This window comes from Bradyrhizobium sp. USDA 4454 (assembly GCF_054822705.1).
The window spans coordinates 5,758,722-5,772,640 of the sequence record NZ_JBTRCN010000001.1 but is presented as its reverse complement, the minus strand read 5'-3'; the positions used below and the strand labels follow the sequence as shown (position 1 = coordinate 5,772,640).

General features: G+C 65.0%; 12 protein-coding genes. 2 read left to right on the top strand and 10 right to left on the bottom strand.

Features of this window, described 5'->3' with window-relative positions; all coding sequences use genetic code 11:
• Positions 1 to 151: 151 nt before the first annotated feature.
• The 4 genes from ACVIW0_RS26780 to ACVIW0_RS26765 all read right to left on the bottom strand — a co-directional run bounded on the left by ACVIW0_RS26780 (position 152) and on the right by ACVIW0_RS26765 (position 4,196).
• Complete coding sequence (locus ACVIW0_RS26780; protein ID WP_461355080.1) at positions 152 to 976, bottom strand: carbohydrate ABC transporter permease; 825 nt, start codon at positions 974 to 976, stop codon at positions 152 to 154.
• Entirely contained in the window at positions 973 to 1,911 is a 939-nt protein-coding gene (locus ACVIW0_RS26775) for a carbohydrate ABC transporter permease (protein WP_461355079.1), read from the bottom strand. The genes ACVIW0_RS26780 and ACVIW0_RS26775 overlap by 4 nt, the downstream gene beginning before the upstream one ends.
• A complete protein-coding gene (locus ACVIW0_RS26770; RefSeq protein ID WP_461355078.1) occupies positions 1,908 to 3,230 on the bottom strand; it encodes an ABC transporter substrate-binding protein in 1,323 nt (440 codons plus the stop codon). Before ACVIW0_RS26770 ends, ACVIW0_RS26775 begins: the two co-directional genes overlap by 4 nt.
• Positions 3,231 to 3,341: 111 nt before the next feature.
• On the bottom strand, positions 3,342 to 4,196 hold the full coding sequence (locus ACVIW0_RS26765) for a VOC family protein (protein ID WP_461355077.1): 855 nt from the start codon (positions 4,194 to 4,196) through the stop codon (positions 3,342 to 3,344).
• Between the two features lie 78 nt (positions 4,197 to 4,274).
• Between ACVIW0_RS26765 and ACVIW0_RS26760 the strand changes: the two genes are divergently transcribed.
• Positions 4,275 to 5,648, top strand: a complete 1,374-nt coding sequence (locus tag ACVIW0_RS26760; RefSeq protein WP_461355076.1) for an NAD(P)/FAD-dependent oxidoreductase — start codon at positions 4,275 to 4,277, stop codon at positions 5,646 to 5,648.
• 9 nt (positions 5,649 to 5,657) lie between these two features.
• On the opposite strand, the gene ACVIW0_RS26755 is transcribed toward ACVIW0_RS26760, so the two are convergent.
• The 4 genes from ACVIW0_RS26755 to ACVIW0_RS26740 all read right to left on the bottom strand — a co-directional run bounded on the left by ACVIW0_RS26755 (position 5,658) and on the right by ACVIW0_RS26740 (position 10,902).
• Positions 5,658 to 7,283, bottom strand: coding sequence for an ABC transporter ATP-binding protein (locus ACVIW0_RS26755; protein ID WP_461355075.1), 1,626 nt, complete (start codon positions 7,281 to 7,283; stop codon positions 5,658 to 5,660).
• Positions 7,280 to 8,110 carry an ABC transporter permease gene (locus tag ACVIW0_RS26750; protein WP_342723393.1) on the bottom strand — a complete coding sequence of 277 codons (831 nt, stop codon included), beginning with the start codon at positions 8,108 to 8,110 and terminating at the stop codon, positions 7,280 to 7,282. Before ACVIW0_RS26750 ends, ACVIW0_RS26755 begins: the two co-directional genes overlap by 4 nt.
• 2 nt (positions 8,111 to 8,112) lie before the next feature.
• Positions 8,113 to 9,090, bottom strand: coding sequence for an ABC transporter permease (locus tag ACVIW0_RS26745; RefSeq protein WP_461355074.1), 978 nt, complete (start codon positions 9,088 to 9,090; stop codon positions 8,113 to 8,115).
• A 198-nt stretch (positions 9,091 to 9,288) separates the two neighbouring features.
• Positions 9,289 to 10,902, bottom strand: a complete 1,614-nt coding sequence (locus tag ACVIW0_RS26740; protein ID WP_461355073.1) for an ABC transporter substrate-binding protein — start codon at positions 10,900 to 10,902, stop codon at positions 9,289 to 9,291.
• A gap of 441 nt (positions 10,903 to 11,343) precedes the next feature.
• Between ACVIW0_RS26740 and ACVIW0_RS26735 the strand changes: the two genes are divergently transcribed.
• Complete coding sequence (locus ACVIW0_RS26735) at positions 11,344 to 11,643, top strand: HU family DNA-binding protein (protein WP_021077434.1); 300 nt, start codon at positions 11,344 to 11,346, stop codon at positions 11,641 to 11,643.
• Positions 11,644 to 11,829: 186 nt separating this feature from the next.
• Here the strand turns inward: ACVIW0_RS26735 and ACVIW0_RS26730 are convergent, their stop codons facing one another.
• Together ACVIW0_RS26730 and ACVIW0_RS26725 are read right to left on the bottom strand one after the other, a co-directional pair.
• Entirely contained in the window at positions 11,830 to 12,609 is a 780-nt protein-coding gene (locus tag ACVIW0_RS26730) for an SDR family oxidoreductase (protein WP_461355072.1), read from the bottom strand.
• Positions 12,610 to 12,917: 308 nt separating this feature from the next.
• Entirely contained in the window at positions 12,918 to 13,904 is a 987-nt protein-coding gene (locus tag ACVIW0_RS26725; RefSeq protein WP_461355071.1) for an ABC transporter substrate-binding protein, read from the bottom strand.
• Between the last annotated feature and the right edge of the window lie 15 nt (positions 13,905 to 13,919).

Sequence of the window (13,919 nt, the reverse complement as noted above, 5' to 3'; positions counted from 1 at the left end):
TATTAGAATAACATCGCTGAGTTGCCCGACGTGTCAAGCCGCTACGGACAGCACGCTCCTGGTCGAACGCCGGCCGCCGGCTTCTTTGCATGGGGTTGTTTTCGACATTTTGGGTAGCGCCCCCTGCGACGGCCCGTGAATCCATATCGCGTTAGCCGCCTTTTACCGCGCCCGCCGTCAGCCCGGCGACGATCTGCCGCTGCGCCATCACGGTGAGCAGCAGCACCGGCGCGGTCACGATCAATGCGGCGGCGGCGAGCGGGCCCCAGCTCAGCTGGTCGAACGAGATCATGTTGTAGACCGCGACCGGCAGCGTGCGGGTCTCGCGCCCGGCCAGCACGATGCCGAACACAAAGTTGTTCCAGGAGAAGATCACCGCGAGGATGAAGGCGACCGCAAGGCCGGGCCTGGCGATCGGCAGCGCGACATGGCGGAACACCTGCCAGCGCGTCGCGCCGTCGATCAGCGCGGCTTCCTCCAATTCCAGCGGCGTGGTCTCGAAATAGCCGATCATGATCCAGATCACGATCGGCACCGTGACCACGAGATGGATGATGATCTGCGGCACCAGCGTGCCGAGCAGGCCGAGCCACTGGAACAGCAGGAACAGCGGGATCAGGTAGGACAGGCCGGGCGTGATGCGCGCGATCAGGATCACGATCGCGGATTTATGCGCGGCCATCCGCGCGATGCCGTAGCCCGCGGGCACGCCGACCAGCATCGCAAGCGCCGTCGCGCAGCCGGTGACGACAAGGCTGTTGCTGAAATAGGTCAGGAAACGGTTGGAAGCGAACACGTCGGCATAGTTCTTCCAGGCGATGTGCTCCGGGAAAAACACCGGCGGATAGGAGGCGTTGTCGATCTCGAATTTCAGCGACAGCGACGCCATCCAGAGGAAGAACAGGATAGCCGGCGAGACGATGACCAACACCGACAGCCACAGCCCGACCTGTCCCAGGATGTAGCGCGGGTTCATGCCTCGCTCCCGAGCTGCGACGTCCACAGCAGGCGCTTGCGCAGGTAGAGCAGCAGCGCTGCCAGCACGACGATCAACAGGAAGAACACCACTGCGATCGCCGAGCCATAGCCGAGGTCGTAATAGACGAAGGCGACGCTGTAGAGATAGACATTGATGGTCTCCGACGCCGAGCCGGGTCCGCCTTGGGTGATCGCGAAGATGATGTCGAAGCTTTTCACCGCGTCGATCATGCGGATCATGCCGGCGATGAACAGGAACGGCATGATCAGAGGCAGCGTGATGAAGCGGAACACCTGCCAGAAATTGGCGCCGTCGATCTGTGCGCTCTCGTAAGGCTCGGTCGGGATCGCGGCGAGGCCGCCGAGCACGATCAGCATCACCAGCGGCGTCCATTGCCAGGTCTCGACCAGCACCAGTGAGGGGATCACCGTGGTCGGGTTGAACACCCAGAGCTGTGGCGGCAGGCCGACCAGCGACAGCAGGTAGTTCAGCACGCCGAGCTGCGGATGGAACATCATGGTCCACACCAGCGCGATCGCGACTGGCGTCGCCATCATCGGCATGATGAAGATGCCGCGCAGGAAGCCGCGCGCGGCGAATTTCTGGTGAAACACCACCGCCGCCAGCGTGCCGAACACCAGCGGCAGCAGCACCGACAGCGCGGTGTAGGACAGCGTGTGCCCGACCGCCTCGACGAAGCGCGGATCGGTCGGCAGTCGCAAATAGTTGGCGAGCCCGACGAAAGTGGTGGGCGAGCCGACCTTCCATTCCTGCAGGCTCATCCAGATCGTGAACACCCAGGGAAAGATGATCACCGCCAGCACCACGACGAGCGCCGGGATCACGAACGGCCAGTAGGACGGCGGCCGCCATTCACGCGCCGGGGCGGTTTGCTCGGCCACCACCGGCTCAGTCTGTGTCACCACGCTCACGCTTTTTCGCTGCGCTCCAGGATGGGGCGGAATTGCTCGTGCGCTTTCTTCAGCTCGGTGGCGGGATCGGCGCCCGACAGCGTCGCGGTCAGCGCCGCACCGACGATGTCGCGGAATTCGGCGACCGGGATGATGACCGGCAGGCCGAGCTTCGAGATCTTGGCGGACTCGACCACCGATTGCAGCCATTCCTTGGTCTTCACGCCCTTGGCGATTTCGGCATCGTCGACGATCGAGTTGCGGAACGGCACGCCGCCGCCGGCCTGCAGCAGGCGCGCGCCCTGTCCGCGCGAGACCACCCATTGGCAGAGCAGATAGGCGGCTTCCTTATTCTTGCTCGCGGCCGCGATGCCGACGCCGTCGCCATAGGTCGACGAGAACTTGCTCTTCGGACCAGCGGGCACTAGCGTATAGCCGACCTTGCCGACGACGCGCGAGGCGGCGGGATCCTCCAGCGGCGGCGCCCAGCCGTCGGCGTCGATCCACATCGCCGAGCGGCCTTGCGTGAACGAGGCCATCGACTCCATCCAGTTGAAGCCGGCCACGCCGGGAGGCGCGCATTTGGTCAGCAGGCGCTGATAGAGTTTTGTCGCCTCGATCGCCTCTGGGCCGTCGGTCAGGATGTTGCCCTTGGCATCGAGGAATTCGCCACCATAGTTCAGGTAGAAATTGGTCCACATCGCCATGTTGGCGTTGCGCAGGCCGCGGCCGACGAAGCCGTAGATGCCTTCCTTCGGATCGGTCAGCTTCTCGGCGGCAACCGCCAACTCGTCCAGCGTCTTCGGGACCTCGACGCCCTTCTTCTGGAACAGCTCCTTGTTGTAGTAGAGGATGAAATAGTCGACCGACCACGGCAGCGACAGCATCTGGCCCTTGTCGTTGCGCGCGTATTGCAGGCCTGCCGCCGAGAAATCGCTTTCGACGAGATCAGGCAGCGTCATGCTCGGATCTTTCAGGTAGCCCGACATGTCGGCGAGCCAGCCGGCCTTCTCGAACTGCCGCTTCTGCACGTGATAGCTGAGATGCACGACGTCGAAGCTCGGCTTGCCCGAGGAGAGCTCGATCACGCATTTCTGGCGCTGCTGCTGCTCGGGGACCTGCTCCGATTCGACCTTGATGCCGGTGAGCTCGGTGAATTCCTTGATGTATTTTTGCAGATTGTCGCCGCGCGGTCCCTTGGCGAGGCTGACTTCGAGCGTGGTGCCGGAATATTTCTTCCAGTTGACCTCGGCGCGGGCCGGAAATCCGGTCAATCCAACCGCGCCGGCGGCGGCGGTGCCCGCCAGCATCTGCCGGCGCGAGATCAGGTGATGTGACATGTTTCTCTCCCAGGACTGCTTCTTGTTTGGGAGAGATACTAGCGTCTCAACTTCCTGTGCCTAGTCCCCACGAGCGCGGCGCCGCCGCATAACGCCGCGCGGGTATGGCAGCTATGCCTTCACGAAAGCGAGCAGGGTGCCGTTCGCCGCAGCCGGCGGCACAGTGATGCCGCTGCTGCTCTTCACCCCGGTCGCGCCCAGCGCCTTCTCGGTCGCGGCGAGATCGGCCGCGATCACGAGGCCGGCGCCGCCGCGATCGGACAGGCCATCCAGCGACACGCCGGGATAACGTTTGCCGAGCTGCTCCCTGGTCAGGAACACGAAGTCGGCGCGGTCGCCGCCGGACGGCACCGCGACCGCACCGTCCGCCTCGTGCCTCGAGGCGATATCGATCATCTTGGAGAGATGCGCGGCATCGGTCGCGGGATCGGGCGAGACGATCAGCACCTGCTTGAGGCGTTTTGCCCCATTGGCGTGTGTCATCAGTTCGGGAATCCACACCGTCTCGCGGGTCTTGTGCTGGCAGGCGAAGATGCGGACACCGCCGGGCGCTTCCGCGGTCGGCCACTGGAAGGTGCGGAATTTTGCCGCCGAGACCGTGCCATCAGGCAGCGTCACCGGGCGCTCGAAATCGGTCGGCCCGATCGGCGCGTAGCCGCGGGCGCGGATCTCCTCGGCCCCTTCGGCGGAATCCACCGCGGTGAATGCGATCCGTTCGATGCCTTCGCCGCGCTTCTCCAGGAAGGCGCGGGCGGGCGCATTGTGCTCCGTCGGCGTCAGCACGCCGAGCAATTCCATGTAGTCGGGGTCGAACATGATGGTGTAGTTGCCCGATCCCATATGCGCGCTGTGGGTGCCGCGCGGCGACACGGTGAAGCCGAGTCGCTTGTAGTTCTCGGCCGCCTTGTCGAGGTCCTTTACCATGACCACGGCGTGATCGATTCCGATGACGTTCTTGAGTGCCACTTGTTGTCTTCCCGGCTTGAATAAAAGAGTAGAGTAAAGCTAACCAGAATGACCGGACGCCCGCAAGAAAGGATGATGATGAGCAGCAACGCCGTGCGCTGGCCCAACTCGCTCTGGGCCGCAGCGACGCCAGCCGGCCCCGATTGCCCCGAACTGACCGGCACGCAGCAGGCCGATGTCGTCATCATCGGCGGCGGATTCACGGGCCTGTCGACCGCATTGCATCTGCGCGAGGCCAATGTCGATGCCGCGATCGTCGAGGCCGCCGAGCCGGGCTGGGGCGCCTCGGGCCGCAACAACGGCCAGGTCATTCCGACGCTGTCGCGCCCTGACCCCGACGACATTATCAAGAGGCATGGTGCGGCCGGCGAGCGCTTCGTCATCATGCTGCGCGACAGTGCGGCCATGCTTTTCGACGTCGTCAGGCGCTACAATATCGAGGCCGAGCAGGAGCAGGCCGGCTGGGTGCAGCCGGTGCATTCGCCGGGCCGGATCAAGATCGCGGAACGACGGGTGCAGCAATGGTCGAAATTCGGCGCACCGGTCGAGCTGCTGTCGCGCGACCAGACCCGCGACATGCTCGGCTCGGATGCGTGGTACGGCGGCTTCTGGAACAGGACCGGCGGTCACGTCAATCCGCTGGCGTTGGCGCGCGGCCTTGCGGGCACCGTGCTCGGCCTCGGCGCGCGGATCTATGCCCGTTCGCCCGCGCTCGCTTTCGAGCGCCGCGGCGATCGCTGGGTGGTGAAGACCGAGAAGGGCGAAATCTCCGGCCGCGCGCTCGTCGTCGCCACCAATGCCTATAGCGGCGAGTTCGCCAAATCGCTGGTGCCGGAGATCGCGACCGAGGTGATGCCGGTGCTGTCCTGGCAGATGGCGACGCAGCCGCTGTCGGACAATGTCCGCAAGACCATCATCCCCGGCCGGCAGGCGATGTCGGACACCCATGGCGAGCTGTATTTCGCGCGCTACGACGCCCGCAATCGCCTCGTCACCGGCGGCGCCGTGCTCGGCCCCGGCGACAAGACCGGGCGGCTGAAGGCGCGGGTGACCGAGCGGTTGCAGCGCCTGTGGCCGCAGATCGGCGAGGTCTCGTTCGACTATGTCTGGAACGGCTATGTCGGGATGACAGCGGATTTTCTGCCGCGCATGCATCGGCTCGGCCCGAACGCCTTTGGCTGGACCGGCTGCAACGGCCGCGCCGTCGCGCTGACCATTCCGCTCGGCCGCGAGCTGGCGAAGGCCGTGCAGGGCCTGCCGGAAAGCGAGCTGGCGCTGCCCTTCACCGAGCCGGTGCAGTACATGGCGCACGGCTTGCTGCGCAAGCTCGCGCCGTGGATGCTGGTGCTCTACCGGCAGCGCGATGCCCAGGAGCTGGTCAAAGGCGATCGCTTCGAGCTGCTGCGCTGGGCGGAGTATGTCCTCGCCTCGCGCCGGTCACCGCAGAGGTGAGCGGCCTGATCAGGCGATCAAGGCATCGCGCTTGCGCGTGAAGTCGCCGCCGGGGATCGCCGAAAGCAGCGCCTGCGTATAGGGATGCTGCGGCTTGCCGAACACCTCAGTGGTCAGCCCTTGCTCGACCATGGCGCCATCCTTCATCACGGCGACGAGATCGCAGATCTGCGCGGCGACGCGCAGATCGTGGGTGATGAAGATGATGGACAGGCCGAGCTGCTGGCGCAGCCCGGCGAGCAGCTTCAGGACCTGCGCCTGCACCGAGACGTCGAGCGCGGAGACCGGCTCGTCGGCGACCAGCACGTCCGGCTTCAGCGCCAGCGCCCGCGCCAGCCCGATGCGCTGCCGCTGGCCACCGGAGAATTCGTGCGGATAGCGGTCGCCGGCGGACGGGTCGAGCCCGACCAGCTCGAATAACCGTCGCGCCTCGGCGATCGCGGTCGCGCGGTCGGTGCCGTGCACGATCGGTCCTTGCGCCACCAGCTCGGCGGCCTTGCGCCGCGGGTTGAGCGAGGCGAACGGATCCTGGAACACCATCTGGATGTGCCGGGTCTCGCGCCTGATGGCGTCGCGGCTGAGCTTAGCCCAGTCCTTGCCATTGAGCACGATCGAGCCAGTATCAGGGTCGATCAGCCGCACGATGCAGCGTGCCAGCGTCGATTTGCCGGAGCCGGATTCGCCGACGATGCCGAGCGTCGCGCCGCGCGGCAGCCGCAGCGAAACGTTATTGACGGCGTCCGTGATCCGCGCGCCGCGGCCGAGGAAGCCGCCGGTGCGGTAGGTTTTTGAGACGCCGTCGATGGTCAGGATGTCCTTGCCGGAGAGGAGGCGCGGCGGCGGCGCCGTCAGCGGCGGAACGGCTGCGATCAACTGCCTGGTGTAGGCGTGCTGCGGGTCGTTCAGCACCGCATCGGCGGTGCCTTGCTCGACGATCGCGCCGTGCTGCATCACCACGACACGGTCGGCGATCTCGGCGACGACGCCGAAATCATGGGTGATGAACAGCACCGCCGTCTTCTTGCGCTGCTGCAAATCGCGGATCAGCTTCAGGATCTGGGCCTGCGTCGTGACGTCAAGCGCGGTGGTCGGCTCGTCGGCGATCAGGAGCTTCGGGTCGAGCGCCAGCGCCATTGCGATCATGGCGCGCTGGCGCTGGCCGCCGGAGAGCTCGTGCGGATAGGCTTTCGCGGCTGCCTTGGGATCGGGAATGCGCACATCCTCGAGCAGCGCCAGCACCCGCGCATTGATCTCGGCCTTGGACAGTCCGGTGTGGATCGCAAACATCTCGCCGATCTGGTCGCCGATCGTGCGCAGCGGATTGAGCGCCGTCATCGGCTCCTGGAAGATCATCGCGATTCCGGCGCCGCGCACCTCGCGCATCGCGGCCGGGTCGGCGGCGCAGAGGTCGCGGCCGTCGAACATCATCCGGCCCTGTTCGATGACAACATCGTTCGGCAGCAGGCGCATGATGGCGTTCGCCATCATCGATTTGCCGGAGCCGGATTCGCCGACCACGCAAAGGATCTCGTTCGACGAGACTGACAGTGAGACGTCGGACAGCGCATGCGGCCGGTCGGCGCCCTTGGGCAGGCGCACCGTCAACCCGTCGAGCGAAAGGACGGTCTCGCTCATCGGCTCTTCAGCCTCGGATTGAGCGCATCGTTGAGGCCCTGGCCGACCAGCGACACCGCCAGCACGGTGACGAGGATCGCGATGCCGGGGATCGCCGAGACGTACCATTGCACCCGGAGCACATCGCGGCCGAGCCCGATCAGATTGCCCCAGGAGGCGACGTTGGGATCGGACAGCCTGAGGAAAGCGAGCGCGCTTTCCAAGAGAATCGCGACCGCCATCACCACGCTGGCATAGACGATCACCGGCGGCAGTGCGTTGGGCAGGATCTCGCCGAGGATGAGCTGGACGTCCTTCATGCCGAGCGTCTTGCCGGCCTGCACGAATTCGCGGTTGCGCAGCGACAGGAACTCGGCGCGGGTCAGCCGCGCCGGCGCCGGCCACGACACCACGCCGACCGCGATCGTCACCGTGGTCAGCGTCGAGCCGAACACCGCGACCAAGACCAGCAGCAGCACGAAGTTAGGCAGGGTCTGGAACGCCTCGGTGATCCGCATCAGCACATTGTCGACCCAGCCGCCGTAATAGCCGGCGAAGGCGCCGACCAAAATGCCGATCAGGATCGCGATCACGGTGGCGACGCCGCCGATCAGGAGCGAAATCCGCGCGCCGTAGAAGATTTGGGCAGCAATGTCGCGGCCGGAATTGTCGGTGCCGAGCAGGAAGCGCGGATTGGAGAATGGCCACACCAGCGGCCGGCCCGCCAGCGCCAGCGGATCGCGCGGATAGAGGAAGCCCGCACTCACCGCCATCGCGATGACGAGCAGCAGCAGGATCAGGCCGATCACCGCGGCCGGGCTGCGGAAGTAGCGTTTCACGGCATCCATCGTCAGCCCTCCGCCGCAATGCGCGGATCGAGCCGTGCGTAGAGCAGGTCGACAACGAAGTTCACGACAATGACCAGCAGCGCCGAGACGAACACGATGCCGAGCAGGGTGTTGAGGTCGCGCTGCACCACGGACTCATAAGCCAGCCGGCCGAGGCCGGGCAGCGAGAACACGCTCTCCACCACGACCGAGCCGCCGAGCATGGTGCCGGCCTGCAATCCGATCAGCGTCACCATCGGCAGCAGCGCGTTGCGCAACACATGGCGGGTGATGACATGGGTCTCGTCCAGCCCCTTGGCGCGGGCGGTGCGGACGAAGTCGAGGTTGAGCACTTCCAGCATCGAGGCCCGCATGATGCGCAGGTAGATCGCAAGGAAGATCAGCCCGAGCGTCAGCGTCGGCAGCACCAGGTGCGCGGCGATATCGAGCACGCGCCAGATCCCGGTCTGGACGTTGCCGATGTCCTCGAAGCCGCCCGGCGGCAGCCATTGCAGATAGACCGAGAACACCACGATCGCCATCAACCCGAACCAGAACGAGGGGGTGGCGTAGAAGATCAGGCCGAGGGTCGAGATCAGCGTGTCCGGCCAGCGGTTGACGCCGCGCGAGGCGATCACGCCGAACACAAGGCCAAAGAAGAACGCGAACGACAGCGACGCCGTCATCAGCAGGATGGTCGGCGGCAGCCGTTCCAGGATCACGGTCGCCACCGGCTTGCCATAGATCGAGGAGAAGCCGAGGTCGAGCCGCACGAGGTGCCACAGATAATTGCCGAGCTGCGCCGGAACCGAGAGGTCGAGCCCGTAGAACTTGCGCAACTCCTTTGCCGTCGCGGCATCGCCGCCGCCCATCTGCGCCATCAGCGCATCGACAGTATCGCCCGGCGCGAGCTGCAGCAGCAGGAACACGCCGATCAGGATCAGGAACAAGGTCGGAATCGAGGCGGCGAGCCGCCGCCCCGCAAGGCTCAGGATACGCATGATTTATCTATAGCGGTTTCGAACGATGTGGGCACTGGCCTGTCGACCACCTCGCCCCGCCTGCGGGGAGAGGTCGGATCGCATCGCCAGATGCGATCCGGGTGAGGGGGTACAGGACCTTCCGCGCACGCGACTCGCGGAGATAGCCCCTCACCCCAACCCTCTCCCCGTGAAGGACGGGGAGAGGGAGAAGAGGTCTCATGCACTCAGCCAAAGATCGTGCCAGCTCGCCGAGCCCCAGCGCGGTGTGTTGGAGTGGTTGCGGGCCTTGGCGGTGATCACGGTGACGAAGATCTGCTCGATCGGCATCCAGACCGGCAGCTCGGTGTTCACCTCCTTGACGAAATCGGCATAGAGCGCCTTGCGTTTGGCCGGATCGACTTCGGTGGCGGCATCGTCGATGGTCTTGTCGACGGTCTTGTCCTCCCAGCCCCACTGGTTGGTCCACGGCGCGCCCTTGGGCTGACCGGAGCGGTACCACACCGTGGTCGAGACCGCGGGGTCGTTGCGATACTGGTGCCAGCCGGTGGCGAGATCGAAGGCGTGGTCGTCATAGACCTGCTTGAGGAAGCCGCCGCCGTCGTTGCGCACGATGTCGACCTGGATGCCGACTTCGCCGAGCGACTGCTGGATGAAGGTCGACCACAGCGAGATGTCCTCGCCCCACGGCGCCGGCAGCAGCTTCAGCGCGAAGCGGGTGCCGCCACTGGCCTTGAAGCCGGCCTCGTCGAGCAGCGCGATCGCCTTGGCCTTGTCGTAAGGGTATTGCGGCGTGTTCGGCCCCGGATAGAAATCGGTCGAGGTCGACGGGATCGGGCCGGTGCCCAGCTTGGCGAAATCGCCCAGAAAATTCTCGATGAAGAACGGCACGTTGATCGCATGCGCGATGGCGCGGCGGACCCGGATGTCGGACAATTCCTTGCGGCGGAAGTTGAACTCGATGGTGTTGGTGCGGGCGTTGCCCTCATTGCCCTTGGTCGAGACGATGAAGCGCTTGTCCTTAGCCAGCCGCGCCATGTCCGAGATCGTCAGCCCCGAGAACGGGCTGTAATGCAGCTCGCCGGCCTCCATCTGGGCGGCTGCTGCGGCGCGGTCGGTGATCACCTTCCAGACGATGCGGTCGAGATAGGGCGCGTTCGGCCGCCAGTAATCCGGATTGCGGTCGGCGATGATGTATTGCCCGCGCTCATATTTGACGAATTTGAACGGGCCGGTGCCGACCGGCGCCAGGTTGGTCGGATTCTGCCTGATGTCGCCGCTCTCATAGAGATGCTTGGCCGAGACATAGCCAAGGTCGGGCAGGGCGCGGAGCAAGAGGTTCAGCGGCATCGGCCGCTCGTAGCGGAAGATCGCGGTCTGCGGATCGGGCGTGTCGACCGCGGTCAGGAACAGTTGCAGCGTCGATCCGTAATTGAGGATCTTCTTCCACATGTTCATCGCGGTGAAGGCGACGTCCTCCGAGGTGAACGGCTTGCCGTCGTGCCAGCTGATGCCCTTGCGCAGCTTGAAGGTGACGGTCTTGCCGTCCGGCGCAGCCTCCCAGCTCTCGGCGAGCACGCCGACCGGCTGGCCATTGGCATCGAGGTCGACCAGATTCTCCTGGATCTTGCCGCCGATGATGTAGACGCCGGTCGAGGCTTGAATGCTCGGGTTGAGCTGGCGCTGCTCGGCGCCGTAATGGACGTTGAACACGCCGCCCTTGCGCGGGGTCTCCTGCGCGAAAGCCCGCATCGGATTGATGACGTTGGCCGCAATCGCGGCCGAGGTCAGAAGGGCCGTGCGGCGGTTGATCTCGAGGCGGCTCAAATCCATACGCTACTCTCCAGCACTGACATCGGGGCTTGCATAAAGGCTTGCATCGGACGGCACGCCGGTCGGCGTGGCTCCCTCACTAATGTTACCTTGGAATGGGAACTCGAGTCATTTTCTAATGCCTCGGTCTTTTGGAGGATCGTTTCCGAAACCTGAAGTGGCGGGCCGCCGTGCGTCGCAACCCGGATGGCGCGCAGCTTCGTCGCGCGCGGCGGTGCGGGATGATCAGAGTGATTCTCTCGATGGGGCGTTTCGGGAGCGCCGAAGCCGCACAAACCCTGTAATTTTAGGGGTCGGAAGCGACTTGACTGGAAAAAACACTGGAAAAAGCCCTGATTCGGGCGCTGTCCACAGCGATATTGCTGTGGTGAGTGCAGAAAACACTGTTTTTCTCGGCGTTTTCCGCCATATCGTGCCCACTCCAGAATCAATGGAGCAACCATGGCTACCCAACTGTCGAAGTCGCAAGTGATCGAGAAGATCGCGACCACCACCGAACTCTCCAAGCGCGACGTCAAGAACGTTTTGGACTCGCTCGTCGATGTCGGCCACAAGGAGCTGAAGAAGGCGGGGGTCTTCCTCGTCCCCGGCTTCGCGAAGTTCGTTGTGGTCAAGAAGCCTGCGACCAAGGCGCGCAAGGGCACCAACCCCTTCACCGGCGAAGAGATGATGTTCAAGGCCAAGCCGGCCCGGAAGATCGTCCGCGCCCGGCCGGTCAAGGCCGCCAAGGACGCGGTTTAAGATGAAAGGCCTCCGGTGACGGAGGCCTTTGCTTTTGAGCCGTTAGCCAGCCGCAGTAGGTTGCCTGCCCGCGAGAGTGTTCGAGCGCAATGGACACCGGCTCGCATGTGGAAACGCGCCAAAGCAAGCATCCGGAGCTCCGGTCCTGGTCGCGCCAGGGCCGGAGTTTCTGGAGTCGTGAGAGTTCTAGACCACCGGCGAGCGGCCACCATCGACATTGATGGCGGTGCCGGTGATGTAGGAGCCTTGCTCCGAGGCCAGGAAGCAGGCGAGGTTGGCGAATTCTTCCGCCGTTCCGATGCGCCCGAGCGGCGTGCCCTTGGCAAGGCCCTTGGCGAATTCCTCGAAATCCGTGTTCGGCGCCTGGGCGGCATGCCGCTTGACCCATTGATCGCTCATGATCAGGCCGACCAGGAGCGCATTGACCAGGATGTTGTGCTCGCCGCCTTCATTGGCCATCACCTTGGTCAGTGCCATGCCGGCCGCGCGCGACACCGAGGTCGGCGCGGAATGGCCGGCCGGCGCCTTGGCAAAGGTGTTGAGCACGTTGATGATGCGCCCCCATTTGCGCTGCTTCATGCCCGGCCACACCAGCCGGCTGAACCGGATCGCCGCGAACAGCTTGAGGTCGAGATCTTCCTGCCAGGCCTCGTCGCTGATGCTCTCGAAGGCCAGTGTGCGCGCGGTGCCGGCGTTGTTGACCAGCACGTCGATCTTGCCGAAGTCAGCTACAATCTGGTCATGGGCCTTGCTGATGTCGGCGGCTTTCGAAACGTCGCAGACGTAATCGCGCACCACGAGGCCGTCCTTGGCGAGCGCCTCGCGCGCCGCTGTGAGATCAGCCGCGCCGCGCGCGAGGATTGCGACCTTGGCGCCGGATTCCGCAAATCGCCGCGCCACCGCGATCCCGATACCCTTGCTGCCGCCGGTGACCACCGCCACGCGGTCCTTCATCGATAGGTTCATTGTTGTTCTCCCTGGGGCTGGCCCGGAGAGAACGCTATCAAACCGACAGCGCGACCAACAAGGTCATGCAGAGCAGGTGTGCCGTGACGATCAGTGCGAGATGGAGCGGGCCGGGCATCGGGATGTCTCCATGGTGGTGCGATTTGCGGTGAGCACCGCCGTCAAGCTCCCTGCCCCTGAAAGGGGGAGGGCGGGGTGGGGGTTGCTCTCCACGGACGCCGGCGTCTGCGGAAAGAGCGGATCCCCACCCGGATTGTGCTTGCGCACAATCCGACCTCCCCTTTTCAAGGGGAGGTGAAAAGCAGGCGCTAGTTCAAGCTCGCGCCGGCCGTAAAGCTGCGGTCGACGGCCTTGCTGACATCCAGCGTCTTGCCGAGGATGCCGTAGCGCGTGGCGCGGTCGGAGGCGGCCTGCACCTCCTTCACCACGGCCTCGTCGATCGCGATCGGGCTCGTCTTCTGCGCGGTGTAGGCGGCGAGCAGCACATCCTCCGGCAGTTTTGTGAGTTCGGCCGTACTCCGAGCGTATTCCGCGACATGGTCGAGCGACCACAGCCGCGCCTTGTTGAGCCGCTGCACCAGGTCCTGCACTGCCGCGCGTTTGGTCGCGATCGCATTGTCGGAGGCGACGATGAAGGTGATGGTCGGCGTCAGGCCCTCGCCATCGGCGACGACGCGCGCGTTGTCCTTCAGCTTGGCATAGGAGACATAGGGCTCCCACACCGCCCAGGCGTCGATCGAGCCGGCAAGCAGCGCGATCTTGGCGTCGACCGGGCCGAGCGGCGCGAAGGTCGCGTCCTCGATCCTGCTGCCGGCCTTCTCCAAGGTCGCGTTGATCAGGAACTGGCCCCAGCCGCCGCGTGTGCCGGCGAGGCGCTTGCCCGCGAGGTCAGCCGCCGTCTTGATCGGCGAATCCCCGCGCACCAGGATGGCCTGGGTCCGCGCATCGGACCGCGTGCCGCCGATTGCCTTGATCGGCGCACCCGAGGCATAGACGGTGAGGAACGACAGGTCGCCGGTGTAACCGACGTCGAGCGCGCCGGCATTGATCGCCTCCAGGATCGGCGCCGCGGCGGGGAATTCCGACCACTCGATCTTGTAGGGCAGGTCGCGGGCGAGGCCGGAAATCTCCAGCAGCGAGCGGTTGCCGCCCTTCTGGTCGCCGACCCGCAGCACGATCGCGTCAGCCGCCAACGCCGCCGCTGATGTCGAGAGCGTGATCACTGCGGTGATCAGTGCAGCCGCGGTGCGGCGGGTGAGGGAATGGGAAGAACCCGAGCGGGTCAGTTTGCGCATATCGATTGTCTTTCT